This window comes from Mycobacterium kiyosense (assembly GCA_021654635.1).
In the GTDB taxonomy this organism is placed as follows: Bacteria; Actinomycetota; Actinomycetes; order Mycobacteriales; family Mycobacteriaceae; genus Mycobacterium; species Mycobacterium kiyosense.
Window position 1 is genome coordinate 72,574 of record AP025179.1, and the last position, 26,640, is coordinate 99,213.

Here is a 26,640-nt window from a genome sequence, read left to right on the forward strand (position 1 = left end):
TTTCCAGCTCAGCCCGGCGTCCGGTACCCTAGGGCGGTTGCCGACGCAGGCGACCCTCCTGCCACGGAACGTCCGTGGCCGCCCAGACCAGAGGAGGTGATGAGGTCCCTATGCGTCCATACGAAATCATGGTCATCCTCGACCCCACGCTCGACGAGCGCACCGTTGCCCCGTCGCTGGAGACGTTCCTGAACGTCGTCCGCAAAGACGGTGGAACGGTGGACAAAGTCGACATCTGGGGCCGGCGGCGGCTGGCTTACGAGATCGCCAAGCACGCCGAAGGCATCTATGTGGTGATCGACTTGAAGGCCGCGCCCGCGACGGTCTCCGAACTCGACCGCCAGCTGAGCCTGAACGAGTCGGTGTTGCGCACCAAGGTGATGCGCACCGACAAGCACTAGCCGGCCTGTCGGGGCTGTTGCCTACGCTCGTTCCCAAACCCACCCACCAGGCGGACCCAGGAGGCAATCATGGCTGGTGACACGACCATTACCGTCGTCGGAAACCTCACCGCCGACCCCGAATTGCGGTTCACCCCATCGGGTGCGGCCGTGGCGAACTTCACGGTCGCGTCCACGCCGCGCATCTACGACCGGCAGAGCGGGGAGTGGAAGGACGGCGAGGCGCTGTTCCTGCGGTGCAACATCTGGCGGGAGGCCGCCGAGAACGTGGCCGAGAGCCTGACCCGCGGGGCGCGCGTGATCGTCACCGGACGGCTCAAGCAACGGTCTTTCGAAACCCGCGAAGGTGAGAAGCGCACCGTGGTCGAGGTCGAGGTCGACGAGATCGGCCCGTCGCTGAAGTACGCGACCGCCAAGGTCAACAAGGCCAGCCGCAGCGGCGGCGGTGGCGGCGGCTTCGGCGGGGAGGCGGCGGCGGATCCCGGCAGTCGGCACCGGCACAGTCCGGCGGATCCGGCGACGACCCGTGGGGCAGCGCCCCGGCATCGGGTTCGTTCGGCGGCGGCGACGACGAACCACCTTTCTGACTTAGAGAACTTCAGAGCACGAGAACGGAAGAAACACACTCATGGCCAAGTCCACCAAGCGGCGCCCGGCTCCGGAGAAGCCGGTCAAGGCACGCAAATGCGTCTTCTGCGCCAAGAAGGACCAGAACATCGACTATAAGGACACCGCGCTGCTGCGGACCTACATCAGTGAGCGCGGCAAGATCCGGGCCCGCCGGGTCACCGGCAACTGCGTGCAGCACCAGCGGGACATCGCAGTCGCGGTGAAGAACGCCCGCGAGGTCGCGCTGCTGCCCTTCACCTCCTCGACGCGGTAACCACCGCGCACAACGAAAGAACGCAAACGATGAAGCTGATTCTGACGGCTGACGTCGACCATCTCGGTTCCGTCGGCGACACGGTCGAAGTCAAGGACGGGTATGGCCGTAACTTCCTGTTGCCGCGTGGTCTGGCGATCGTCGCCTCCCGCGGCGCGCAGCGCCAGGCCGACGACATTCGCCGGGCACGCGAGACCAAGACGGTCCGCGACCGCGAACACGCCAACGAGATCAAGACGGCTATCGAGGCGCTCGGTCCGGTGTCGTTGCCGGTGAAGACGGCAGCCGACAGCGGCAAGCTGTTCGGCTCGGTCACCGCCGGCGACATCGTCACCGCCATCAAGAAGGCGGGCGGCCCCAACCTGGACAAGCGGATCGTGCGGCTGCCCAAGGCGCACATCAAGTCGGTTGGCACCCACCCGGTGGTCGTGCACCTGCACCCGGAGATCGACGTCGAGGTCTCCGTCGACGTGGTGGCGCAGGCCTAACCCGGCCAACCTTCGCACCTGCCCGGCGTGACCGAATGGGACGCGCCGGGCTTCGTGCTGCCGTGGGTTATCTGCGGAACCTGCGGGAGCGGGCTTCGCGCTGGCGGGACCCTGGCGAACAAATCCAGCGGTGTTTGCGCGGCCGCGGCGTAACCCGCGCTTTACCCGTCGAAAATGTCGGTGAAAACCAACACGCCCGGCGCGATAACCTGGCCCGACACGCCGATGAGATTGTTGTCCACACGGTAGAACTGGCGTGATATGGCTGGTAGCAGCACTGATACCGGCATAACCCGCAATACTCCACAGGTTCTCCACAGTCCGCTCAACACTGTCGTCGTCGGCTATGCACACCCGGTCCACAGCCTCATCAACAGGCCCCCTTTGCCGGGCCGCCAGCAACGTTTACCTTCATGCAGGCGCATTGGCGATGAGCATTACCGGGGGTTGGGTGTCGGTGCTTTGACCTACGCTCTGAATGCAGTTTATCGAATGTATGTTCGGTGCTTGAGTCGGAGGAGGTGAAGGCCCATGGCTGTCGTTGACGATCTGCCGCATCCGGGGATGGATTCTCCGCCGCCCAGCGAGGACTACGGTCGTCAGCCTCCGCAGGATCTCGCCGCGGAGCAGTCCGTGCTGGGCGGGATGCTGCTGAGCAAGGACGCCGTCGCCGACGTCCTGGAGCGGTTGCGGCCCGGCGACTTCTACCGTCCGGCACATCAGAACGTCTACGACGCGATCCTGGACCTGTACGGGCGGGGAGAGCCCGCCGACCCGGTGACCGTGGCCGCCGAACTCGACCGGCGCGGCCTGCTGCGCCGTATCGGCGGGGCGCCCTATCTGCACACCCTGATCTCGACGGTGCCGACGGCGGCCAACGCCGGGTACTACGCCGGCATCGTCGCCGAGAAGGCGCTGTTGCGCCGGCTGGTCGAGGCCGGAACCCGGGTGGTGCAGTACGGCTACGCCGGCGCCGACGGCGCGGACGTGGCCGAGATCGTCGACCGCGCCCAGGCCGAGATCTACGAGGTCGCCGATCGACGGACCTCCGAAGATTTTGTGGCTCTTGAGGATCTACTGCAGCCGACGATGGACGAGATCGACGCCATCGCGTCCAACGGCGGTATTTCGCGCGGCGTGCCGACCGGCTTCACCGAACTCGACGAGGTGACCAACGGGCTGCACCCGGGGCAGATGATCATCGTCGCCGCGCGTCCGGGGGGTGGGGAAGTCCACCCTGGGACTGGACTTCATGCGGTCGTGCTCGATCAAGCACCGGATGGCCAGCGTCATCTTCTCGCTGGAGATGAGCAAGTCCGAGATCGTGATGCGGCTGCTGTCGGCGGAGGCGAAGATCAAACTTGCCGACATGCGTTCGGGCCGGATGAGCGACGACGACTGGACCCGACTGGCGCGGCGGATGAGCGAGATCAGCGAGGCCCCGCTGTATATCGACGATTCGCCGAATCTGACCATGATGGAGATCCGCGCCAAGGCCCGCCGGTTGCGGCAGAAGGCGAACTTGAAACTGGTGGTCGTCGACTACCTGCAGTTGATGACCTCGGGCAAGAAACACGAGTCGCGCCAGGTCGAGGTGTCCGAGTTCTCAAGGCATCTCAAGCTTTTGGCGAAAGAACTCGAAGTTCCGGTGGTTGCGATTAGTCAGTTGAATCGCGGTCCCGAACAGAGGACGGACAAAAAACCAATGTTGTCCGATCTTCGCGAATCGGGTTCGCTGGAACAAGATGCCGATATGGTAATTCTGCTAAATCGACCTGATGCATTTGATCGCGACGATCCACGCGGCGGGGAAGCGGATTTCATTCTCGCCAAACACCGTAACGGCCCGACCAAGACGGTGACGGTTGCGCACCAGCTGCACCTGTCGCGGTTCTCCAACATGGCGAGGTAGTTCTGGGCCGCGCCGGCCGGGTGCAGCTTCCGCTTTTGGTGGCTCAAGGATGCCGGACCCGCCGGAAAGTCTTTAGCTCAGCCAGTCTTTCGTTGACGGTGCCGACCGGAAGTGCACGCTGAAGGGCTGCGGTGGGTTCTTTCACCGCGCGCAGCAAGCGATGAAGAGTCCCGTGCACTGAGGGGCACGTGACGTGAAAGGTCGGCCGGTGGCTACCTGATTTGGAGCTTCCGAGCGCCATGGCTATTCCGAAGCCACCCGGACCCCATCGGAGCAATGAGCAGGTCCAGGCGGCGTCCCTGCGGCGGGCACGACTACGCCTGACCCAAACTCGGCCGGTAATCAGCCGCCTCGGCCTCGGCAGCAAGCAATGCGCCCAGCTCACCCTCCTGCTGGGCAACAAACACACCGATCACCTGCCGGCATACCTCCGGAACGCTCACCCCACGCATATCCGCAATACGTTTCAGCCTGACCAGCATTGACGTGGACAGGTGAAACTGCACAGTGAACTGACCGCACGAACCATCCTCAGGCGGCAACCCCGGACCCACCACCACAGGTTCATCCACCCGGTATTCGCCTACCTCAGCACCCCGAGCTCGCTCAACAACCCCACCACTAGCGCCGCCACCAACGCCGTCAGCCGGGTCCCGGAACTCCTCATGACTGAACAAACCCATTCTGCCCACGCTAGACCTCAAAGAATTCCCAGGCCGCCAACTAATCGACCTCGTTCGACAAGCGGCGCTGAATTCGTAGAGAGGTTGCGGTCGGGGCTCAGTCCGGCTGGGAGGGGGGCCTTGACCCAGCCGGCGACGACGGCGAGGCGGCTGAGCCGGTGCACGGCGATGAAGCATGGGACGAACGGTCGGAGACTATACGAACGTAGACTTTGGTGGCGGCGAGACGGCATCGTGGAGGCTATCCGCTGCCTGCGTGTAGCTCGAAGATCGGCTATCAAGGCAAAGACTCAGTGCATCAACGAGATTCGCGGACAGCTGATTACCGTTCCCCCTGGATTTGCGTGAACAGATGAAACGAGCCGCCACCTGGCTCTCAAATGTGACCGTCGTCGGCTGCTCACTCGCGAGCTGCCTGGCCCTGCGCGCCGCCGCCTTCGATCAGCGGATCGCTCGGGTCATCTGCTATGACATCCTGCCCAGTGTGTTCGAGTCTGTCCTGCACGCTGCACCCCGAAGGCGCCGATCCCGGAGTCATCCACAGCAAACAACGCGTTGTGGACATCGTGCGCAGCTGGCCCGACCAAACCGAAATCGCCGTTCCGGGAACGCATTTCCTCCAGGAGGACAGCGCAGACGAGATCGGCACGGCCATCGCTTCTTTCGTGCGGAAGATCCGGCCGGGTTGACGGCCGGCAGCCCGGCAGCGCCGCAAGTATCGCCGCGCTACTTCGCCAGGAGGGGTGTCTTTGCCTCAGGTTCGACCGCCTCTTGTCGGGAGATGGCTTTGAACAACAGCACCGCCATCGCGACGATCCACACGAAGAACGTGACTACCGGAGACCAGAACGCCAGCAGACCATTCCACGAGAACGGGCCGGAGCGGAACAGGAAGGCCAGGGCTCCGGGCTCGAACATGAGCGCCGTCCAGGCGGTGTAGTAGCCGAACCAGCGCGGGAATGGTGAGTAGAGCACCCGGTTGGGGATCAGACAGACCACTGCGATCGCCACCCACATGTAGATGTAGTACTGGTCGGTCGTGACGAAGGTCAGCATGGCCAGTTCGTGCATGAGTGCGGTGATATCGGGCGCTCGGTCGGGGGTGAAGGCCGCGACTCCCCAAAAGATCGGCGGGAGCACCAGCGGAATCGACATCAAACATCCGCCCGCGATTGCCAGGGTGGACCAGATCGGTCGGCCGGCCTCGTGGCGGGCAATCTGGATGCCCACGACGATGGAGATCGGCACCATGAAGCCGCTGGTCCAGCTGGCGACCGTGGCGCCTACCTTGATCGTCGTGCTGTGTTCGCGATAAAACTGGGCGATCTGCTCCGGCGGCCATTTCGCCGAGGGCGGCGGCATCATGTGGAACAGGCGCCACCATGCCAGCCCGTAGATCAGGGTGAAGGTCAGTCCCCACCACAGCAAAATCCGTTGTGCGCGTTCGGATACCACCGCGTCGGCTCCCGTTCAGCTCGCCGGCATCGTTGAAGAACCTGAAGTAACCTGATGCGTCTCGCAACCATCGGGCCACACCAGAGCGCACCTCGGCCTCATCCGCCCGACGATCCCCTGACCGCAACTACCCATCCAAGGAGTCCTTCCACCGGTGCATCTGGTGAAGGACACACTACAAGAATCTGGGACGCTGTGTCACTATAGCGAGTGTGTCTATTGCATCGGCACATCATTCGAGTGGACGTCTCTGCAGCGGGCTGCATGGCCGTTGGACGGCCACCAAGGGGGCTGTATAGCGAGCGGCGCGAAGTGGTCATTGACCGGGAAGGGCTCAGATGAATTACGTCAACAACAAGGTGTGTGCGGTGGCCGGGCCGCTGTGTGCGATCGGCTGGATCGTGGGCCTGCTGGTGTTCGCCAAGTTCCTTCCGCCACCGAGCGGCAACACGGGCCCCGTGGAGATTGCGCAGTTCTACGCCCACAACGTCACGGGCATCCGCACCGGCATGATTCTGGTGCTGTTCTCGGGTATTTGCTACCAGCCGTGGGTGTGCGCGATCTCGGTTCAGATGAAGCGGATGGAGGGTGCCACGGCGCCGATGACCCTCGTCCAGTTCGGTCTCGGTACCCTCTTCGTGCTGCTGTTTCAGCTGGCAGCCATCTTCTGGCAGGTCGCTGCCTACCGCCCGTTGGAGAACCCCGAAATCACCCAGCGCTTCAACGATCTGGGCTGGATGATGTTCCTCATCTCCGTTCCGGTGGTGACAATCCAGGGCGTCGCGATCAGCCTGGCGATCTTCGGCGACAAACGCGAGGAACCGATTCTCCCGCGCTGGTTCGCCTGGATGAACCTGTGGGCTCAGTTGGTCTTCCTGCCGGGAACGGTCATCCCGTACTTCAAAGACGGCCCGCTCGCCTGGAACGGTGTCATCTCCTTCTGGGTACCGGCCGTCATCTACACAATCTGGATGCTCACGCTAACCAAGTTGCTGCTGAACGCGGTCAACAGGCAACGAGCCGAGGAACTCGCCGATCAGCAATGCGCCACCGCCGTCACCGATCACGCAGCCCAGATCGATCAACTGCGGCAAGAGATCTCCGCGCTGCGCGCCGAGCACGACCTTCTCGCCGGACGAGCGCAACTCAGCCGCACGTCCGTCTAGGCCCGTCGTTCCATCGACGGAGCCTGCCGTCAGTAGACCTACGCAGAAGGAAACATCCATGGTGAGCAACACCGAGGCTCGCACGGCCGACGCCGTACCGCCAGCACCGAACAAGAGTTGGCGGACCCCTGCAGAAGGCGGCGTCTGGATCTTCATATTCGGCGACATGTCGGTATTCGCAGTATTTTTCGTGCTTTACCTGCTGGTGCGCTTCGACAACCCGGCGCAGGCCGCTCTTGATCAGGCCGCGCTGAACAAAAACTTTGGCGCGATCAACACCGTGTTACTACTGGTCAGTTCGCTGTTCGTCGTCCTCGCCGCGCGCGCGCGGTGCGATCCGGAACCCAAAGTCGTCACGCCCCGAAATTCATTGTCGGAGCGTCTATTTGCGGCGCCGGATTTCTGGTCATCAAAATTGTGGAATACACGGAGAAGGTGCAACATGGCATCACGCCGTACACCAGCAACTTCTTCATGTACTACTACGTGCTGACCGGTCTACATGCCTTTCATCTCCTGATCGGCCTGGCCGTCTTGACCGGTTTGTTCAAACTCACACGCCAGCCCGACATGGGTGCGAAAAACTATTCGTTGTTCGAGAGCGGCGCTTGCTTCTGGCACATGGTCGATCTTCTCTGGATTGTCCTATTTCCGTTGATCTTCTTGGTGAGGTGACCCGATGACCTACATCCCCCACGACGTCGAGGCCCGGACGCCGGCAGACCTGCTGAAATCGTCGGCGACAGTCGTTTGGTGCTTTTTTGATTTTCGCAACCCTGGTCTCGTGGGCCATGGGAACCCAGCACGGGTTCATCGACAGTAACAAGATCAACAGCGTCGTTATCTTGATGATCGCGTTCGTCAAAGTCCGTTTTATCGGCCTGTACTTCATGGAGCTCAATAATGCGCCGCCGAGACTTCGAATCATTCTGGAAGCGTGGTGTGCAATTGTCTGTGCCGCCACGATCGGCTGCTACCTCGCGGCCTGACTCAGCTAGTTCTGCGCCAGAAAGTCCGACCACCCAGCGCATTGCGCCCCTCCGAAAATCTGTTGAGGGTGCCTCCACCGAAGTGTTCAGCAAAAGCACTGCGGCACAAGCACCAGCGGATAAGTTGATACGGCGTGCCATTACCGGCGTTGGGTCTAGTCTGGCAAGACGATGACCGACTTGCGAGCCCGCAAAAAGGCAGCCCTGAGCGCCACGATCGTGCGGCGGGCTGTTGAGCTTATCGTCGACCGGGGTTACGACGCCGTAGGCGCCGAAGAGATCGCGGCGGCGTCGATGTGCTCCCGAAGCACGCTCAACCGGTACTTCGGCACCAAAGAAGACATCCTGTTCGGCGCGGCTCCAGAGGTGATCGCCGGTCTACGTGAGGCCCTCGACGCCGCTCCTGCGATCGGCGACCGATGGCAGGTGGCCCGCGCCGCGGTCATCTTCCAACTGGAGCGGTTCTTCGAAACCTTCGAGCCGGACCTGCGCGTGACCTGTATGCGCCTCTGGTTCACCGAACCCGCGCTGCGGCGCCGCTACCTGGAGATCGCCCACGAATTCGAAGATGCCCTCAAGCGGTACTTCGCCCAGGGGCTACCTGACGATCCGATAGCCCACCTGCGCGTCCAGGTCCAGGCATCGTGCATGGTATCCGCGCTGCGAGCGGTGCTGCATGCCACGATCGAGTCGGGTGAGTCCATCGGGACGCTTGCGGATATCGCATTCAGCATGGTCGAAACCGGCCCAACCGGTTTCGAGGACATTGTGCCGCCCGCCGCAGCACGCGGGTAGGCACCGCCGGACGGGCTGCTGCGGGGATCGACAGGGGTATCGCGGTCACGAACGCTTTCGACGTCAAACGCAAACCTCCAAGGAAGGCAGGTCTCATGGACAGAACAACCGAGCGTTGGTGTGTCTACTCCGGTCCGCTGTTGATGATCATTTTCGGCATCGGGTTCTGGGCAGTGGGCGGGCTGGTACCGCCCCCGTCGCCGAACCAGACCGCACAACAACTCGCTGCCTTCTATGCCGACAACGCATTTCGGATCAGGCTCGGCCTGATCATCTCGATGCTGGCGGCCGGACTGACGTTCCCTGGCTATGACAGTTTGATTCAGGACCGGTGTGACGGCCTGATTCAGGACCACCTTCTTTCAGACCGGTGTGTTGTGACGGTTTGATTCAGGACCACCCTCGACGGTTGGCGTGTCGATTATTGGCTCGCTGTCGGAGGGTTCCGGATGGGAAGTCGTGTGGAGCTGTTCGCCCAGATACGTAGGGACGCCCGGGTCGAGGGTTTGGGTATTCGGGCGCTTGCTCGTAAGTACAAGGTTGGCCGGGATACGGTCCGGCACGCGTTGGCGAATCCGGAGCCGCCGAGGCGGAAGACACCGGTGCGGGAGTCGCCGAAACTGGGCCCGCTCAAACCTGCGATTGATGCGATGCTGCGGACCGATCTGGATGCGCCCCGCAAGCAACGCCACACTGCGACAAGGATTTGCAATCGTCTGGCCGATGAACACGGCGTTGAGGATGTGTCGTATTCGTCGGTGCGTGACTATGTCCGGGTCCGTCGTGCGGAGATCATCGCCGAGTCCGGTAAGCAGGCGCAGGAAGCGTTCGTGCCGCAGGAACACCCGCCCGGCGCTGAAGCTGAGGTTGATTTCGGCGAGGTTCACGTCATCCTCGCTGGTGTCAGAACCCGCTGCTACATGTTCGTTTTCCGAATGTCGATGTCCGGCAAGGCAGTCCATCGGGTGTATGCGACTCAGTCGCAGGAGGCGTTCCTCGAAGGCCACATCGAAGCATTCGACGTGATCGGCGGCATCCCGGTGCGCCATATCCGCTACGACAACTTGAAGTCTGCGGTCACCTCGGTGGTGTTCGGCCGCGGTCGGGGCAGGGTCGAGAACGACCGGTGGGTGCTGTTCAGATCGTTCTACGGGTTCGACCCGTTCTACTGCCAGCCGGGAGTGAAAGGCGCCCACGAGAAAGGCGGAGTCGAGGGCGAGATCGGACGTTTCCGCCGCACCTGGCTCACGCCCATGCCGGAAGTGGACTCGCTGTCAGAGCTCAACGACTACATCCGCCGCTGCGAAGCACGTGAGGATCATCGGCGGGTCACCGGCCGGCTGCACACCGTGGGCCAGGACTTCCAGACCGAACGAGAACATCTCGCCGCTCTGCCTGCCGAGCGGTTCGACCCGGGCTGGTGCTGCATCCACGGGTGGACCGGTCGGCGCTGATCACGGCGCGGTCGGCGAAGTACTCGGTTCCCGCCCGGTTGATCGGACGCAAAGTCAGGGTGTCGCTGCGGGCCTCGGAGTTGGTCGTCTTCGACGGCCGCACTATCGCCGCACGCCATGAACGCGTCACGACCCGCAACGGGCAATCGATCAACCTCGACCACTATCTGGAGGTGTTGCACTGCAAACCCGGCGCGTTGCCCGGCTCCACCGCGCTTGCTCAGGCCCGCGCCGCCGGCACTTTCACCGCAGCGCACGAGGCGTTCTGGCAGCAGGCCCGCCGCGTCGACGGCGATGCTGGCGGGACTCGCTCGCTAATCGACGTGCTGCTGCTGCACCGCAGCATGCGCGCTACCGATGTGATCGCCGGGATCCACGCCGCCCTGTCGGTCGGTGCCGTTTCAGCGGATGTGGTCGCGGTCGAAGCACGCCTGCATGCCGCCGGTGGTGGTCTCGAATCAGACCGTCACGCCGGTAACCATGCCAATACCGTCGATTACCGGGTCGTCAGTCTGACCCAGCGCCGCCTGGCTGATCCAGCGACCGTGATCGCCGGCCTGCCACCCGACACCCGGCCGCTGCCTGACGTCGCGGCCTACGACGAGCTGCTCCAACGCAGACCCCAACACCGCCACCCGGTGACGGAATGGAAGGAACGACTGGATCATGAGCACGGCCACGAAAGTCACCAACACCCTGCGCCGCCAACGCGGGATGACCCCACAAGCGGCCCAAGCCGCCGTCGATTCCGCATGCCGACGCCTGCGGTTGCCGACCGTGCGTGCGGTGATCGACGAAGCAGTGAAAGTCGCCGAGCGTGAACAGCTCACCTACCACGGCTTCCTCGCCGAACTGCTCCTGGCCGAATGCGATGACCGGGACCGCCGATCCACCTTGCGGCGAGTCGCAGCGGCCGGGTTTCCACGTCAGAAATGGTTGGGCGACTTCGATTTCGACGCCAACCCAAACATCAACGCCGCCACCGTACATACCGTCGCCCAAGGCGATTGGATACGCCGAGGCGACCCGCTCTGCCTGATCGGCGACTCGGGCACCGGCAAGTCCCACCTGCTCATTGGTGTGGGCACCGCCGCCGCCGAGCAAGGCTTCCGCGTCCGCTACACACTGGCGACCAAACTGGTCAACGAACTCGTCGAGGCCGCCGATGAAAAGCAACTCGCCCGCACGATCGCCCGCTACGGCCGCGTCGATCTTTTATGTATCGACGAACTCGGCTACATGGAACTCGACCGCCGGGGCGCGGAGTTGCTGTTCCAAGTACTCACTGAACGCGAGGAAAAGGCGTCAGTAGCCATCGCATCCAACGAGAGTTTCTCCGGCTGGACCAAAACCTTCACCGACCCCCGACTCTGCGCCGCGATCGTCGACCGACTCACCTTCCACGGCACCATCATCGAAACCGGCACCACCTCATACCGGCTCAGCCATACCCGCGGTAGCAGCTCGCGATCACAGCCTACGAAGACGCCTGAGCCACCACCTCCTCGCCGAGGTGGTCCCGAATCAAGCCGTCACAGTGGTCCTGAGTCAGGTTGACATAGAGAGTTCCCGTTCACCGTCGCGATCTTCATGCAGATGAAGCGCATCGAGGGCGGTATCGGTCCGCTGGGATGCACGCAGCTGGTGACCGGCCTGCTCAACGGGCCGCTGTTCATTCTGCCGATGATCACCTTGTCGGCGGCCACTTTTCGGGCCGGTGCCACGGACCCGTCAGCGACGCAGAGCCTCAGTGACCTGGGCTGGCTGGCCTTCGTCGGCATCCCAGCCCCCGCCATTGTGCAGCTGACTTCGATTGCGATCGCCGCGTTCCGCGATCACAGCGAGCGACCGATCTTCGCGCGGTGGGTCGCCTACTTCAACATCTGGTGCGCACTGTCTTTCCTCTTCGGGGTTCTGGTAATCGTCTTCAAGACCGGGCCGTTCGCGTGGAACGGCATCATCGCTTTCTGGATCCCGCTGACGATCTTCGGCACCTGGTTCTTCGTGATGGCCTGGGTGATGCTGCACGAGCTCAGGCAACAACACAGTGGAGACGGCCGGGCAACCCTGGACGAGATCAGCACCTAACCGATCCGCATCGCTATCGCGGGGCGAGTTCGCTCATTGCGGCGCCCCGAGTGCGCCGTCCACCAGCGCTGTCGCCAAGGCGCCGTATGGCGGCAGGAACGCCTCCATTACTCCGCCTTCCCCGCGCACGACAACGCCACGGGCATTGGAGAATTCGCGGAAACCGTCGATTCCGTGGTGGCGTCCCATCCCGCTGCTGCCGACCCCGCCGAACCCAAGTGGCGCAAGCGCTCCCTGGAGTCCGCACGCGTTGACGCAGGCGCCGCCTGATACCGTGCGAACCAACACGTCTTGCGTGGCCGCCTCGTCGTGACCGAACACGTACAGCCCGAGCGGCCGTTCCCCTCTGTTGATGTAATCGATCGCCTCTGCGATGTCGTCGTAGGGTTTGACGGGCAGGATCGGCCCGAAGATCTCTTCCCGCATCAGGCCTAACGACTCAGCGGGATCAACCACGATGACCATGGGCATCCTGCGGGTCCGCGGATCGAGGCGGTCCTCCCCGAGCGGCACGACTTCGCAACCGCTGCGCCGCGCTTCGTCAAGCAGGTTCTGCAACCGCTCCAGATGGCCTTGGGTGATGATCCCGGTGCAGTCGTCGCTGCCGGCATAGTCGGGGGTGTGGGTTCGGTAGTGTTGCTTGGCCAGCGAGATGAACTCGCTCAGTCGATCACGCGGCACCAGGCAGTAGTCGGGCGCGATACACATCTGGCCGTTCTTCATCATCTTGGTGCCGACGATGTTGGCCACGGCTGGCGCGTCGACACCGTCGTCAAGCAGGACCGCGGGACTTTTGGCCCCGAGTTCGAGGGTTACCGGAGTCAGGTTTTCCGCGGCTGCGCAAGCGACCGCGCGCCCGACCGACGTACTTCCCGTGTAGAGCAAGTGGTTCCAAGGCAACGTCGGGAAGACCTTGGCCAGCTCGAGGTTACCGGTGACGACGCTGAGCAGATCGGCGTCGAAGGTCGATGACACCATTTCATGAAGCAACTCCGAGCAATTCGGGGTGAGCTCAGATGGTTTGATAATTGCCCGATTTCCGGCCGCCAGCATATCGACCACTGGGCCCAGCGAGAGGTCGAAAGGGAAGTTCCACGGCGAGATGATGCCGATAACGCCCTTCGGCTGGTAGTGAATGCCCGCCCAACTAGTGCCGTGCAGTTCGGGGTCGGTCTCGCGTAGGGATGGCTGCATCCAGGCCTCGAGATTCTCGATAGCGAACTGCGCACGGCCCGCCGTTGAGAGCACCTCGGCGAGGTCCGCCAGCGCTGCGGGGTGCACCGCGAAATCAGCTTGCAGCGCTTGCCGAATCCTGTTGCGATTGGCGATCACCATTCCTGCCAGCGCCTGCAGGCGTTCGATCCGGCTGTCAACGCTCGGAAAGCTGTCGGTCCGGAATGCCGCCCGTTGGGCGGCGAAGTCCTTCCGCAATGCTGCGATCGCCGCCGCGTCGTCCGTGGCGTTCTTTGGGGTCGCTATTGTCGCCATTTCTCCTCCTCGTCGAAGTTTCGGCGGTCACCCACGGCACCGGTTGCCGCGTATAGCGCCTCGATGGTGGCGGCGTGCTTTTCGGCGATCCGCCGCCGTCGCAGTTTCATGGTCGGAGTGAGCTCATCGCCACCCGGAACCCACGGAGAATCCATGATGGCGAAGCGCTTGATCTGCTCGACCCTCGACAGCCGCGCATTGCCGCGCGCAATTGCCGACTGCACTTCGTCGTTGAGGGTCGCCCTGGACCGTTCACCGATTTCCTCAGGGTCCAGACAGATCAGCGCGATGTTGTAGGGCCTGCCGTCTCCGATGGCGACGACCTGTGCGATCAGCGGACATCCGGACTTGATTGCCGATTCGATGTTGGCGGGGGACATGTTCTTGCCCGCGGCGTTGATGATGAGATCCTTCTTGCGGTCCACAATGCGAAGCTCGCCGTCGACCAACTGGCCGATATCACCGCTCCTGAAGAATCCGTCCCGTGTGTAGCAGGCCGCAGTCGCCTCAGGCTGATTACGGTATCCGCTCATCAAGAGGCGGCCGCGGACGAGGATCTCGCCGTCATCAGCGATCTTGATCTCGACACCTTGCAGCGCAGGACCCGCGCTACCAATCGTGATTCTGCGCCGTGGATCGGGCGCCGAACAGACGATCCCTTCGGAGAACCCGTATATCTCGGCGAGCGGAACACCGAGTGCGTGGAAAAACGCGACGACGTCGGCGGCGATGGGTGCTGCGCCGACCTGAGCGCAGCGCACGCGATCGAGTCCGACCGCGCGACGGACCGGTGCGAGGACCGCATCGGCATCGGCGACCGTGTGGGCAGGTTTTTCGGGCACCGTTTCGTCGTTCAACATGTGGCGGGCCCTCGCGAAGGCGACCACTAAAGCCTCGTTGACCGAGTCACGCTCGCTACCGTCCAACGATGCGATGAAATTCTGAACACTGGCCTGAAGCTTCTCCCATACTCTCGGCACTCCGAAGAACCATGTCGGGTGAACGGCTGCGACGACCTCGTTGATCCGGCGCGGGTCCGCGCATATCGTGACTTCATCGCCGAAAACGATGGCTCCGTAGTAGGTGGCGCACCGCGCCGCGATATGGGCCATCGGTAGCCAGCAGATGGTGTGGCCCCGATCGCCGAGTCCGGTTCGTTCGGCCATCGCAGCCACCGCTGCGAGCACCGAACGATGAGTTAGCTCAACCCCTTTGGGTGGACCTGTGGTTCCCGAGGTGTAGATGATGGTCGCGATCTCATCCGGGCTTCCCGGATGTACGTCCTGAAGCGGTGTGGTCTCCGACATCCGCTGAAACGCTGCGTCTTCGATGACGACGGTGGGACCCGCGAAATTCTTTGCCGTCTCGACGAGTGCACGTTCGGTGACGAGCACCTTGGCGTCGGCGTCGGCGAGCAGGTAGTCGATCTGTTCAGGTGCCGATGTCGGGTAGACCGAAACGGGTACGGCTCCCAACATCAGTGCCGCGAGATCTGCCAGGTAAAACTCGGACCGGTTGAACAAGAGCAGTGCCACGGTGTCGCCCCTACCGACCCCGAGGTCGCGAAACCCGGCAGCGAGTCGCCGCGCGCGATTGTCGCAGTCGGCCCATGTGAGGTCCCCGCGATCACCAAATATTCTCAGCGCCAAGTCATCTCGGTGCCGTGAGACCGTCGCGCCGAACGCATCAAGCAGGGTCATGTGCACGCTCGTCACGCCGGGCTTCGAACCTCCCAAGTGACAGGAAGCACGTCATAGCCGCGGGTCGCGATGCTCGGATGGCGTATCGCCGCTTTGCGTTCGACGTGCACCCGGCCCAGTGTTTCCAGAAAGGTCTGCAGCATGATCGGCAGCTGCAGCTGCGCAAGGTGCACGCCCAGGCAGCGGTGGCGCCCAGCGCCGAAGGACATGAAAGCGTTCATGTCGTTGGTCGGCCCGCGGTCGAAACGGATCGCGTCGGGATCGGAGAACTTCCCGGCATCGCGATTCGACCCGCCGTTGCAGATCATCACGGTCTCGCCCGCGCGAATCAGTTGTCCGCCCAGCTCAACGTCCTCGCGAGCTGTTCGGCCCATGAACTGTGACGTGGAGTCATAGCGGTACAACTCGCGCGCCAATATTCCAACGCGCCCCGGAATATCTTGCAGCACATACTCATAGGCCTCTGGATTCGCATCGAGTGCGGCGACCATATTGGTGAACTGGTACTTCTGGGTGTCCTGTCCTGCGAAGTAGAGCAAGCTGAGGTTGTTGACGAGTTGCGATTCGCTCATCGGCTCGGGGTCCGCATCATTGGCCTGGATGACCGCGCTGATGAAATCCTCACCGGGGCTCTCGCGGCGATGTGCAACCAGGTCGGTGAAGTACGACTCCAGTCCTACGATCGCGTCATTCGAGCGGGACAATTGCTCATCGGTCATCGGCGACACTTCGAGCACCGGCGCGAAGTCGTACACCCACTGCGCCACTTGGGCGTAGTCATCGCGCGGCACGTTGAGAAGCGCCCCGATGGTGGCCAGCGGGATCTCACGGGAGAAATCGGCGACGACGTCGGCTCTTCTACTCGGGTACAGCGCATCGAGTCGATCCCGGCACAATTGCTCGATCATCGGTGCAAGACCCTGGATCCGGGCCGATGTGAACGGCGCGCGAAACACGCGACGCAGCCTGGTGTGCAAGGGCGCGTCGTTGCACACCAGCATGCTCATCGCGATCTTGAAATACGGCTCCTCGACGACAGCGGGGCCCTGACGATTGATCTGATACTGGGCGAACGACACGGCCAGCCGGTCGTCGGAAAACGCCGTCTTGACATCGTCGAATCTCGTTACGAGCCAAGCATTCATCTCCTTGACGAAGAGCACGGGTTCCAACTCGCGCAGCCGAGCGTATGTCGGATAGGGATCGACGATGTGCTCCCAGGTGAGCAACTTTGCCGCGATCGCAACAGCCTCAGGGTGCGGCGGTCGGTTGTCCACCGCGCGAGCCGAAAGGGATGCGTTGCTCATCGGAGTTCCTCTCGGGCATCGTCTGATGTGGGTCGGGAAGTTCTGAGATCGTTTGCGTTCGTGGCGAGTTCGCGCCAGAACGCGATAAAGGCCCGCTCGAAGGCTTGGCCGGCCTTGAGTGTTGCCAATGCGTGCCCATGTTCGGGCCAGTTGCGGTAGCGGTTCTCGAGGTCGCTGAAAAAGGCCAGCCTGCTCTTGCGGACCAGCAGCTGCTCTTCGGCCATCCGTTGCACACTCGCGCCGTCGACGAGGCTGCCGAAGTGCAGCTTCAGCAGTGCTTCATCGCGCAATTCGGGCGCCTGACTGGCGGGTTCCTCGATCCAACTCCGCAACGCAGCAGTCCCGTCTTCGGTGATCTCGAAGAATTGCCTTCTGCGCCCGTCAGTTTCGGTATGTGAGGTCAGCAAGCCCAGCGCTTCGAGTCGCTTGGGTTCGCGATAGAGGACGGCGTGGGGGAGCGGCCAGAAATACCCGATGGAGCCTGATACGTAACTCTTGAGTTGGTATGACGTTGTCGGCCCGCGGACCGCAACGATGCCGAGGACGATGTAAGACGCGTGTGAAATCCTCGGGTCGGACCCCTCGTTAGCGTCAGCGCCAAGAATATGCACCGTATCAATGATACGGTGTCGAACATCATATTCCTAGGGGTGTTATTGCACCGAAGGACCTGATCACCGGCACGCTCGACGCCATAGACGTCGCGATCCATATCGTCGCTGGGCGTGTAAGTACTCCGTGTGGCAAACCGCAGCGCCTCCCGGCTGCTCAACCGGGCAGGTTTGCCGCCGTTGGCCTTCCGCGTTCCAGGATCACGACCACGCCGGTGGAGCCGTCGACACGCACCAAGTCGCCGTCCCGGAGGTCCCGTGTGCCCGAGCTGGTGCCGATCACGCAGGGCACACCGAGTTCGCGCGCGACGATCGCGCCGTGGGAGACGGCGGCGCCGATGTCGATCACGACTGCCGCGGCGACAGTCATCAACGAGACCCAGCTGGGATCGGTGGTCGGGCAGACCAAGATGTCGCCGTTGTCGATGTCGACATCGTCGGCGGAATCCAGCACCACGCGAACCCGGCCTTCGACGATGCCCGGGCTCGCACCGAGCCCGGTTACCTCGCTGACGTCCCTGAGTTCGAGGGCGCCCAGGGGAATTTCGGCCGGCGTGCCCAGCCAGGTTTCTGGAAGTGCGACCTGCAGCAGTTGGGTCCGTAGTGCCCGCCGCCGTGCTACCAGATCGGTTGTCTCGCCGGGATCGCGCCGGCGGACCTCGGTGAGTTCGTCTGAGAAGAAGTAGAAGGCATCGTCGGGATCGGTGAGCGTTCCCGCTGTGACCAGCTCGCTGCCCAGGGCACGAGCGGCGGCGCGGCCACAGTCGATCGCCAACAGTGTGGATGCCTTGTTGCCCTGGATGGCCCGCGAGGCCGCCGGCGCCAGCCGGATCGCCAGCCGTGCGGCGGGGCGCCGGTGCGCTGGCAGATCTCTCAGGATGCTGGCCACCGTACGGTCACGCTCGGCGACCGCGCGGGCGCGACGCTGTGCGGGTGGTTCGGACTGCGCGATGGCGCCCAACAGTCGCTCCAGCGGGCGCCGGTCCTCCCGCCACACTCGGGCCGCCGGATCTCCGGAATTCGGACCCTGATACCCGTGGTCGACCAGAAACCGATCAAGCGACATTCGTTCCGTAGCAACGAGATAAAGATCGTCGGCGATGCGGGCCTCATCGGTGCCCGCAGCTCCGGCCAGCAGCGTGCTCATAGCGTTCTGCTGGCCCGTGAGCTCGCAGATCGAGGTCAGCTGAGCCGAGACTGCCTGGATCAACATCCGCATCCACATTTGCAGTTCCATCGCGAAGGTGAACCGTGCCAGCGATTCGGCGAGCACTTCTTCGGGTTGCAGCCCGACCCGCGGCTGGTCTCCGTCGACGACGGTGCGCCACCAATTCTCGATCGAGCTTCGGGTTTGGCCGGGGATGCCGCGGCCGGTCATCAGGATCCTGGGCACGCGCGCCAATACCGACGGAATCCGGCTCAGGTCGTTGACGTCAACGAAGTCCTTCCGTGCTGAACCCAGCAGGTCACGCTCGACGTCCTCACCCTTGACGCCGGGAAGCGCCGCGAAGGTCCGGCGTGCGACGTCGACGTTGGCGGCGAGCCGCCCCCGAAACGATCCTATGAGGCGCTCGCTGGCCGAGACGGGAAGGACAGCCCCCCGCGCCGACACCATCCCCAGGTCGTACAGTCCGCGCCGCAGGCCCACCTCGGTCGCATACGTGTAGTAGCTGGCCGACAAGGGCCGCATCACGCCGGGCATCACTTCAGACGCATTGACGGTGGTCCAGAGCACCTCGGGCGCCGAAACGCACGTCAAGCCCTCGTCCACATTGCCGCTTCTCGCCTGCGCCTCGGTCGGCCCGATGATCTTGTCGTTCATGCCCGCTCCTTCGCGCCGCTACGGTCGATTCGTACGATAGTGATAACGATCGGTCACGTCGATGGGGTAACTGTGGGGATTTTCCTCAGCAACAAGCGGCTCTGTTCAGGCTGCACCCAGATCGGCTAATGTCAACGAACGTTCATCATGCAACTGGTTCTCAGGGGACTTCCGTGATCCCGGCTCGCTGGGGTCACACGCTAAGGGCCTGCTCGCTAAGTCGAGCAAGCGCATTCGCAACCTGCATCGACTTGGGAATCAGGGAGGAGTAGCACAGCCGTGGATCTGAACACCGTGCCGCGAACCGGAGTGCCGGGGTGGAGCGAAACCCGTTGGAACGGCAGCTGGAATCCCGCCGAAGGAGTCGGCATCTATCTGCATGTCGGCCGGTACCGGCACGATCTGGATTACTGGTGGGCACAGATCGTCACCTATCTTCCGGACGGCCGGCTGACCGTCGACCGGCGCTGGGGCCGCAACACCAATGAGGCTGGGCTCACCCTGCAAGATTTCGACTTGACGATGACCGAGACGGGCTGGACCTGTTCCTATGACAGCGTTGCGCAAGTCACCACCACCGCAAGGCTTGCGACGGGTGTGCGAGGCAGTTCGGCGCCAGTTGTGCGGGTGTGCTTCGATGTCGAGGCGGTCGGACGCCACCGCGAATGGGATATGTATGCGGGTCGCGATGCGATCGGAGAGATCGCCGGTGATATGCACATCCAGCAGAGCTTTTCCACCACCGGAACGCTTCGGGCCGGCGACGAGCATTACCGGTTGGACGGTATCGGCTTCAAAGATCACTCGGCCGGATCCAGAATTATCGACGGTTGGTATCGCCACCACTACCTGATGCTGGTGGCCGACTCCTGGACGGCTCACATGCTCACGATGATGCCGGGACCAGGAGCGAAATCCTCGTTGGGAGTGCTGATGCGGGATGGCATCGACACCGCCATAACCGGATTCGATATGCCCGAGTTGGCAGATTCCGCGGGCGGACCTGTTCACGGGCCCGTGGTGTTCGAGCTGGCCACTGGCGAGCGCCACGAGTTCGATTCCGAGCTCATCCATGCGATGCCGGTGACGATCACGGAGGACAACGACAACCTCAATGGGATCGACTGGGAGAACAGTGGCGATCCCATTGTGCTCATCGAGGGCAAAGGCCGGCTGACTGGCTCGGACGGCTCAGTGGTTTACGGCTTCCACGAACGGTCGGCGCGGCGCAGCCTGGTGGCGCGACCCCATCCGTAAAGCGTTTTGCTGTAAGGCTTTTGCAACCAATGAATCCAGTTCTCCGAGATGTCTTTAGCGTGCACACCATGCCTACGGGAGCTCCGTCACGACGCAGCGCGCCCGTATTCGTCGCGGGCGCAAAGTGTTCCAGCCCCGAGGCCGCCTGTTGCCTCGCAGGTGTAAGCCTCGTGGTGTGGAGGCGCGCGACCACGTCGGAGCCCAACCGGTTCCACTCATTGCTCAGCAATTACCACGGCCCATGGAGATGTCATGCCATCGACGATCGTCGACCCAGTACACGACTGCATTCAGCAAGATCCCGGCGCGCCCGGGTGGAGCGAAAATCTTGTCATCCAAGCTCATGACACGTGCTCGGACGTCTCGGTCTGGGCGCACTGGAGCCGGATCCCGGGGTCGTCCCACATCTGGGAGGGGGTCCTTGCGGTCTATTTGGAAAAGAGCCAGTTGCTGGTGAGCCGGACCTTCGGACCCTCAGCGTACGAACAAACGGCGTCCAGCGGCCCGCTGTCGTTCGAATGCGTTACGCCGGCCGAAGCGTGGCGGATGCGGTTCGACGGCATGGCCCGTCGGACCTGCAGTCAGAGCGTGTCAGCCGCAGCGCTGTCAGACGACGTTTTCGAACGGCTGTCCGTGGACCTCGACTTCGTTGGTGTGCACCCTATCTGGAGCGCCCACGGAAGCATGGAAGAACAGAGCTGGGCAACCGCCCACCTCGAACAAGGGGGACGCATCCGCGGTCAAGTGACCGTTGCCGGCCATCAAGTCGAGATCAACACGACGGGATTCCGCGACCACTCATACGGCCCACGGAACTACCGTGGCATGGCCGGAAACACCTGGTGCACAGCCATCTTCCCGAGCGGACGGGCTATTCTGGGCCTCAACGTGTGGCAGACCGCGGGTCCGGGGCTGGCTGTGGGGTTCGTCTGGGACGGTACTCAGATGCACGACGCCACTGAGGTGAGATTGCCCCAACTCCGCAGCACCGACGGCGAACCCGCCGCATTTGTCGCTGAGATCGCTACATCCTCTGGAACCGAACGTATTGCGGTTAAACAAACCCACCGCATGACCTGGACACTGAACGAGCCCGTCGGCATGACGGCGGGAGCCCTCAACGACACTGACGCAATCCGTGTCGTCGAGAGTCCGGCCACCATCACCTGGGGAGACGAGACCGCAGGTGGCTGGATTGAAAAAACTCTGCGGCCAAGCCAATTCGGCTAGAACCGACTTTGCGGCCGGCGTGTCAAGCGGCCGGCTCGATTCGTGCGTTCAATCCATCCCGTGCCGCGCTCGCCGTTCCATTGCACGACGGTCGGGCCTTCGACGTTGATGGTGTTGCGGTCGTCGGTCCAGCTGGTGCCCAAGGGCATTTCGAGTGGGTGCGCAAGATGGAACGACATCGCGTGCTGCATCGTGACATCGATGGACATGGGACCGAGTTCGCTGTCGAGTTCCACGGTGAACGACCGGGGCGATCCTGCCGGGTCGTCGAGACCCGGTGTTCTTGTCGGTGAAGCGGGAAGCATCTTGCCGTCTTCGACGACGAAGCCGAATCGTGCATGCTCGGGGCCGTGGTCGCTGTCGTGCCAGGCCTCGAGCACCAGAAATACCCTGCCGCTGGGGAAAAACCCGTAGCACCAGGCGTGCCGGTCCAGAGTCAGGTAGTTGCGCCGCCCCCAGGTGTGGTCCCGGAACGCAAGGCAGTCAACGTGAATGGCCTCGGCCGCGTCGATCACGATATCTCCGGTGACGCGCCCACCCTGCTCCAGGTGGCCGTCGCCCCAGTCCTGGTTGTCCATCGCGGCGCCCGCACTGAAGGTGCCGAATACTCCTTCGAAGACCAGATCGGCTTCGAGCGACACGGTCGGGCCATCCGGGACTAGCGCGCTCGCCGCGATGTCGGTGGTGGTCTTGGTGGCATGTCCGCTGAACCTGGCGTGCCAGCGCTGCAAGGGTTGCTCGACGGTGAAGGAGCAGTTGCCCGAGCTCGCGACGTCGTGGTTGTTGCCGTGGGCGCCGAACTCCCTGCGGCACAATATCTCTCCGCCGGGTCGGTAGATCACCACCAGTCCCTCCCAGCGATTGGGATCGGTGTGCATGCGGCTCCAGTGCCAGTAGAACGCGTGGTCACTGGCCTGGTCGTATCCCATCATGATGAGGTTTTCGCTGTACTCGGCGGTCAGCGGGTCCGGGAGATGGAGCTGATCACGCTGAACGTCGGTCTCGATCATCGGGCGACCTCTGCCATTTCTTTGGAATCGAGTTGTCCGTCCTGGATTTCGAGGTGGACTCGTCCCGTATCGCCGTCGACGGTGATCAATGCTCCGTCGGGGATCAGTTCGGTCGCGCCGGCGATCTGCACTGCGGGAAAACCGTATTCGCGAGCCAGCAGCGATCCGTGCGCGAGCATTCCACCCGTCTCCAGCACGATGCCGGAGATAACGAGAAATACCGGAGTCCAGCCGGGATCGGTGTGGTTGGTGACCAAGATGTCGCCCTTCTGGACCCGGCCGATCTCCTCTACGCCGTGCAGGACGCGGGCCCGGCCCGTGATGGTGCCGTGGCTGGTGCCGATACCCGTCAGATCGTCATCGGCGTTGTCGCCGCTCATCGTCACCGGCTTGCCCGCTTGCAGGTAGGTGGGCAGCTTGGCCTCCCGCGCGACGAAGCGGTCGAAGTCACGCATCCGCCCGGCGATTTTCGCCTTGGTCAACGGCGTCGCCTCGTTGCGCCGCAACACCTCGTAAAGTTCGCTGCGGCTGAGGAATTGGAAGTCGCGATCGGTGGTGAAGATGCCGCGCTCGGAAAGCCTGCGCCCGATCTCGAGGAATGCGCGCTTGGCCGAGTACGTCGAGCGGTCGATGTAGTATCTCTCGTCGTCACGCACGATCAGGAATTTCAGCAGCCAGTCGTGGATGAGCTTGAACAGTTCGGCCCGGAGAAACCCGAACGGGCGTTTCTTGATGTTGTCGACGACTTCGTCGAGCACCGCATCGCGGCGGGCGTTGACACGTTGTTCGTTGCCTTCGGGATCGAGCGCCTCCGGGCTGGACAGCATCGTCTGCCACGCCCGGTAATCCATCGCTGGATCTTCGAGTCGGCGCGGATAGTAGATGTCGCGTTCGGCATGCCCGCGGTGTGCGTTAGCTTGCGCGAACACTCGGTATCGCTGCAGAAAGTCCCGCCCCGCCGCGGAGTTCTCTAATGCGACGAAGAAATCGTTTCCCGGGTTGTCGTCGAAAAGTGCTCGCAGGTCAGTTGATTCACGGATCTCCTCGGCGAAGGCGAGGAGATCGATGTTCTCCTGCAGCGTCGCCGTCCGGCGGGCGGCACCGGAGAGCAGTTCGCCGAACGCCAGGGGGTTGTCTCCGGTGTACCAGTGCGCGAGCATCCAGCCGAGAAAAGAGAATGCGTCTCTGGCATAGAGGTAGTAGCCGGCCCAAAGCTGTTCGGCGAAAGAGAATTCCAGCTCGAGGAGCTCTTCGACATGGCGCTCGAGCGCGCGATCGGACAGCCTGCGCAGTTGTTCGTCGGGCAACCCCGACGCTTCCTCGACGCGGTTGTAAAACCAATCGTCGAAGGTCTTGAGGAACGCATACGGTGTGTTGGCCGGGTCGCCCGCAGCGGTGATCCGGGCGTGCATCTTCAGATACCGGGCGATGCTGAACGGCGAGGACAGGATCTCTCCGTGCCAGGTGGGTGGCACGTGGTTGAGCACGTTGGGTCCGGGCCGGAAAGCCGGGAACACTGTGTGTTCGATGATGGCTCGTTCGAGACCGCTGTTGAAGTAGGCCTCGGCCTTGTGGAATTTGAACATTCGGCCCTGTTTCATCTCTGGTATGCCCCAGAGGTCGGCGCAGCGGGAGTAGGCACGGGTGAACATCTCGGCGCGCCATGAATAGAACAGCGGTGTCACCGCGCCGGTCCACTGTTCGTCGGCCCAGGTACGGGTCCAGATTGCGTCGGGGCGGTCGGGCAGCTTCTGCCAGTCGTCGACGTGGCTGTCCCATGAAAGGTCAACCCCGGTGACCGGCCGCGACTGGAGGAGGTAGAACCGGCCTCCCGCCATCGCCCACTCGATGTCCTGAGGTATTGCGTGGTAAGCGGTCTCGACGCGCCTACCGAGCGCCCCGAGTTCAGCGAGCTCATGGTCGGTCAGGGTGAACCGGTTACGGTCCTCGGCGGCGGTCTCGCGACTGACGGTGCCGTGCGCGGCGTCGGGATCGCGCACGATCGTGACTTCCTTGTCGCCGAGGGTGCGTTCTACTGGTTCCAGTGTTTCGCTGTCGAGTACCCAGCAATCCGGGGTGACGATGCCGGCCACCACGCTCTCACCCAGTCCCCAGTTGGCGTTGATCACCATCTGTTCGGTATCCGCTGTCAGGGGATTGGCGGTGAACAGCACACCGGCGACCTCGGATTCGACCATCTCCTGGATCACGACGGCGATTCTGGCGCTGCCATGATCGATGCCCGCGCGGTGACGGTAGTGGGTCGCGCGGGCGGTCCACATCGATGCCCAGCACCGTTTGACGGCGTCGATCACCGCCTCGGCGCCACGGATGTCCAGATAGGTGTCGTGCAGTCCGGCGAAAGACGTGCCGGCCAGGTCCTCGGCGGTCCCCGACGACCGAACCGCCACATAGCTGTCCACCGGCAGCTGCCCGTAGCAGTCGGCGATCTCGGCAGCCAGCTCGGCGGGCATCGAAGCCTCGATGATGGCGCCGCGGATGTGTGCGGTGGTCTGCTCGAAGGCCGCCGCGTCGTCGTAGTCGGCTTCGGCCAGCACGGTGGCGATGCGGTGCTGCAGCCCGGACTGCTCGATAAACGTGCTGTAGGCGTTCGTGGTGACGACGAGGCCCTCGGGCACGGGGAAGCCCGCCCGGCTCAGGGCGGCGAGGTTGGCCCCCTTGCCGCCGGTGTGTTCCGCGCGTTGGGCGCGGGAGTCATTGAGCGCCAGCACATTGCTCACGGCAGTCATCCATTCCGCTCGGCGTTGAGACATGGTCCGGCGTTTAACTTACATTATGGCCTTACATACTGTCTCGAGTTCAGGACAGTATGTAAGGTCGAGACGTCAGACGCCGGTTGACAGGGAGGTTGCAATGGCGGAAACCAGTGGTTCAGGACCGGTGTTCGTCGTCGGCGCCGGCCCGTCGGGGCTGGCCGCCGCACACCGGCTCACCGCCAAGGGCCACCCGGTCGTGGTGCTCGAGCGACGCGATCGGGTGGGCGGACAGCTGCTCACCGTCAAGCAGGACGGCTTCCTGATGGAGACCGGCGCCACCGTGCTTCCCGAGGCGTACTTGGCGGTGATGCGGTTGGTCGACGAGATCGGCATGCGGGGCGAGCTGATCCCGTCAAACTCGCTGATGGGCTTTGTTCGCGACCGGACGCTGCACTTGCTGCGGGCCGACAACCTGGCGCTGGACGCCGCCCGTACCAAGCTCTTGTCCACCCGCGCCAAGCTCCAGGTCGGCAAGCTGGCGATCGATGCGCTGCGGATCGGTAAACTGCTTAGCTACGAGGATCTTTCGATTGCCAGCGCCTACGATCGCGAGACGCCTGCAGCCTACGCCGCCCGTCGCGGGATCAGCGGCGAACTGTACGACTACTTGATCGAACCGACGGTGCGAGCGGGCGCCGGCGTGCCCGGCGACGTCATCTCGGTCGTCGAATTTTTCTTTCTCTGGCAGAAGGTGCTCGGGACCAAGCTCTTTGCCTTTCGCGACGGGTACACGTCGTTCATGCAGCGGCTGGCCGCGCCGTTGGACGTCCGCCTCGGGGTCACCGTCGAGGAAATCGTCGAGCGCCCCGAGGACGTCGAGATCACCTGGAGCGGCCCCGACGGACAGCACACCGAGACCGGGGCGGGCGCGATCGTCAGTTCGATGGGCAACGAAGTCCCCGACTTGCTTCCCCAGCTTGAGTCCGATCGGGCTGCGTTCCTCAAGAACCTGCGCTACACGTCGTGCATCAACATCAACGTCGGGCTGTCGCGGCCGCCCGCCGGCATGCCGGCATCCTTCGTGGTTTTCCCCCCGACCGTCTTCGGATGCACTGTTCGCGATCATCGCCGAGCACAATAAGGCGCCGGGTCGTACACGGCCTGGCAAGGGCCTGATCGGACTG

24 protein-coding genes and 3 pseudogenes are annotated in these 26,640 nt (G+C 63.2%); 18 read left to right on the plus strand and 9 right to left on the minus strand.

Features of this window, described 5'->3' with window-relative positions; all coding sequences use genetic code 11:
• Positions 1–110: 110 nt before the first annotated feature.
• The 5 genes and pseudogenes from rpsF to dnaB form a co-directional block, all read left to right on the plus strand.
• Positions 111–401 (plus strand): 30S ribosomal protein S6, encoded by a 291-nt coding sequence (rpsF, locus tag L6444_RS00355; RefSeq protein ID WP_236979405.1) that lies wholly within the window; start codon positions 111–113, stop codon positions 399–401.
• Between the two features lie 69 nt (positions 402–470).
• Complete coding sequence (locus L6444_RS00360; protein ID WP_459561267.1) at positions 471–1,127, plus strand: single-stranded DNA-binding protein; 657 nt, start codon at positions 471–473, stop codon at positions 1,125–1,127.
• The gene (rpsR, locus tag L6444_RS00365; RefSeq protein ID WP_236979407.1) at positions 1,030–1,284 is read left to right on the plus strand and encodes a 30S ribosomal protein S18; all 255 of its coding nucleotides are present in this window, start codon (positions 1,030–1,032) and stop codon (positions 1,282–1,284) included. Before L6444_RS00360 ends, rpsR begins: the two co-directional genes overlap by 98 nt.
• 29 nt (positions 1,285–1,313) lie before the next feature.
• Positions 1,314–1,772, plus strand: coding sequence for a 50S ribosomal protein L9 (gene rplI / locus L6444_RS00370; RefSeq protein WP_236979409.1), 459 nt, complete (start codon positions 1,314–1,316; stop codon positions 1,770–1,772).
• Between the two features lie 531 nt (positions 1,773–2,303).
• Positions 2,304–3,636: pseudogene (dnaB, locus tag L6444_RS00375) on the plus strand (replicative DNA helicase); the annotation flags it as partial.
• A 362-nt stretch (positions 3,637–3,998) separates the two neighbouring features.
• Here dnaB and L6444_RS00380 read toward each other — a convergent pair.
• On the minus strand, positions 3,999–4,256 hold the full coding sequence (locus L6444_RS00380; RefSeq protein ID WP_236979410.1) for a hypothetical protein: 258 nt from the start codon (positions 4,254–4,256) through the stop codon (positions 3,999–4,001).
• A 632-nt stretch (positions 4,257–4,888) separates the two neighbouring features.
• On the opposite strand from L6444_RS00380, the pseudogene L6444_RS00385 reads away from it, so the two are divergent.
• Positions 4,889–5,056 (plus strand): annotated as a pseudogene (locus L6444_RS00385) (haloalkane dehalogenase); the annotation flags it as partial.
• 37 nt (positions 5,057–5,093) lie between these two features.
• Here the strand turns inward: L6444_RS00385 and L6444_RS00390 are convergent.
• Positions 5,094–5,822 (minus strand): hypothetical protein, encoded by a 729-nt coding sequence (locus L6444_RS00390; RefSeq protein ID WP_236979412.1) that lies wholly within the window; start codon positions 5,820–5,822, stop codon positions 5,094–5,096.
• Positions 5,823–6,160: 338 nt separating this feature from the next.
• On the opposite strand from L6444_RS00390, the gene L6444_RS00395 reads away from it, so the two are divergent.
• The 9 genes and pseudogenes from L6444_RS00395 (at position 6,161) to L6444_RS00435 (ending at position 12,314) form a co-directional block, all read left to right on the plus strand.
• Positions 6,161–6,988 (plus strand): hypothetical protein, encoded by an 828-nt coding sequence (locus L6444_RS00395; RefSeq protein ID WP_236979414.1) that lies wholly within the window; start codon positions 6,161–6,163, stop codon positions 6,986–6,988.
• Between the two features lie 58 nt (positions 6,989–7,046).
• Entirely contained in the window at positions 7,047–7,481 is a 435-nt protein-coding gene (locus L6444_RS00400) for a cytochrome c oxidase subunit 3 family protein (protein WP_236979416.1), read from the plus strand.
• On the plus strand, positions 7,424–7,663 hold the full coding sequence (locus L6444_RS00405; protein ID WP_236979418.1) for a cytochrome c oxidase subunit 3: 240 nt from the start codon (positions 7,424–7,426) through the stop codon (positions 7,661–7,663). The genes L6444_RS00400 and L6444_RS00405 overlap by 58 nt, the downstream gene beginning before the upstream one ends.
• 86 nt (positions 7,664–7,749) lie before the next feature.
• A complete protein-coding gene (locus tag L6444_RS00410; RefSeq protein ID WP_255731130.1) occupies positions 7,750–7,977 on the plus strand; it encodes a cytochrome C oxidase subunit IV family protein in 228 nt (75 codons plus the stop codon).
• Between the two features lie 171 nt (positions 7,978–8,148).
• Positions 8,149–8,772 (plus strand): TetR/AcrR family transcriptional regulator, encoded by a 624-nt coding sequence (locus L6444_RS00415; RefSeq protein ID WP_236979428.1) that lies wholly within the window; start codon positions 8,149–8,151, stop codon positions 8,770–8,772.
• A 140-nt stretch (positions 8,773–8,912) separates the two neighbouring features.
• On the plus strand, positions 8,913–9,161 hold the full coding sequence (locus tag L6444_RS00420) for a hypothetical protein (protein ID WP_236979430.1): 249 nt from the start codon (positions 8,913–8,915) through the stop codon (positions 9,159–9,161).
• A gap of 60 nt (positions 9,162–9,221) precedes the next feature.
• A pseudogene (gene istA / locus L6444_RS00425) lies at positions 9,222–10,882 on the plus strand (IS21 family transposase); the annotation flags it as partial.
• Between the two features lie 10 nt (positions 10,883–10,892).
• A complete protein-coding gene (istB, locus tag L6444_RS00430) occupies positions 10,893–11,783 on the plus strand; it encodes an IS21-like element helper ATPase IstB (RefSeq protein WP_082275278.1) in 891 nt (296 codons plus the stop codon).
• A gap of 39 nt (positions 11,784–11,822) precedes the next feature.
• Positions 11,823–12,314: a hypothetical protein gene (locus tag L6444_RS00435; RefSeq protein ID WP_236979432.1), complete on the plus strand. Its 492-nt coding sequence runs from the start codon at positions 11,823–11,825 to the stop codon at positions 12,312–12,314.
• A 33-nt stretch (positions 12,315–12,347) separates the two neighbouring features.
• Here the strand turns inward: L6444_RS00435 and L6444_RS00440 are convergent, their stop codons facing one another.
• From L6444_RS00440 to L6444_RS00460, 5 genes are all read right to left on the minus strand, one after another.
• A complete protein-coding gene (locus tag L6444_RS00440) occupies positions 12,348–13,802 on the minus strand; it encodes an aldehyde dehydrogenase family protein (RefSeq protein ID WP_236979434.1) in 1,455 nt (484 codons plus the stop codon).
• A complete protein-coding gene (locus L6444_RS00445; protein ID WP_236979436.1) occupies positions 13,790–15,502 on the minus strand; it encodes an AMP-dependent synthetase/ligase in 1,713 nt (570 codons plus the stop codon). The genes L6444_RS00440 and L6444_RS00445 overlap by 13 nt, the downstream gene beginning before the upstream one ends.
• An 11-nt stretch (positions 15,503–15,513) precedes the next feature.
• Positions 15,514–16,809, minus strand: coding sequence for a cytochrome P450 (locus L6444_RS00450; protein ID WP_236979438.1), 1,296 nt, complete (start codon positions 16,807–16,809; stop codon positions 15,514–15,516).
• On the minus strand, positions 16,806–17,420 hold the full coding sequence (locus tag L6444_RS00455) for a PadR family transcriptional regulator (RefSeq protein WP_236979439.1): 615 nt from the start codon (positions 17,418–17,420) through the stop codon (positions 16,806–16,808). The genes L6444_RS00450 and L6444_RS00455 overlap by 4 nt, the downstream gene beginning before the upstream one ends.
• Positions 17,421–17,577: 157 nt before the next feature.
• Positions 17,578–19,242, minus strand: a complete 1,665-nt coding sequence (locus L6444_RS00460) for a PEP-utilizing enzyme (RefSeq protein WP_236979441.1) — start codon at positions 19,240–19,242, stop codon at positions 17,578–17,580.
• A 279-nt stretch (positions 19,243–19,521) separates the two neighbouring features.
• Here L6444_RS00460 and L6444_RS00465 point away from each other — a divergent pair, with 279 nt between their 5' ends.
• Both L6444_RS00465 and L6444_RS00470 read left to right on the plus strand, forming a co-directional pair.
• A complete protein-coding gene (locus L6444_RS00465) occupies positions 19,522–20,499 on the plus strand; it encodes a hypothetical protein (protein ID WP_236979443.1) in 978 nt (325 codons plus the stop codon).
• A gap of 252 nt (positions 20,500–20,751) precedes the next feature.
• Positions 20,752–21,729 carry a DUF7065 domain-containing protein gene (locus L6444_RS00470; protein WP_236979444.1) on the plus strand — a complete coding sequence of 326 codons (978 nt, stop codon included), beginning with the start codon at positions 20,752–20,754 and terminating at the stop codon, positions 21,727–21,729.
• Here the strand turns inward: L6444_RS00470 and L6444_RS00475 are convergent.
• Together L6444_RS00475 and L6444_RS00480 are read right to left on the minus strand one after the other, a co-directional pair.
• Positions 21,726–22,739: a DUF7064 domain-containing protein gene (locus L6444_RS00475; RefSeq protein ID WP_236979446.1), complete on the minus strand. Its 1,014-nt coding sequence runs from the start codon at positions 22,737–22,739 to the stop codon at positions 21,726–21,728. The genes L6444_RS00470 and L6444_RS00475 overlap by 4 nt on opposite strands.
• On the minus strand, positions 22,736–25,489 hold the full coding sequence (locus L6444_RS00480; RefSeq protein WP_236979448.1) for a PEP/pyruvate-binding domain-containing protein: 2,754 nt from the start codon (positions 25,487–25,489) through the stop codon (positions 22,736–22,738). Before L6444_RS00480 ends, L6444_RS00475 begins: the two co-directional genes overlap by 4 nt.
• 124 nt (positions 25,490–25,613) lie before the next feature.
• On the opposite strand from L6444_RS00480, the gene L6444_RS00485 reads away from it, so the two are divergent.
• Positions 25,614–26,597, plus strand: coding sequence for a protoporphyrinogen/coproporphyrinogen oxidase (locus tag L6444_RS00485; protein WP_236979450.1), 984 nt, complete (start codon positions 25,614–25,616; stop codon positions 26,595–26,597).
• Positions 26,598–26,640 lie beyond the last annotated feature (43 nt).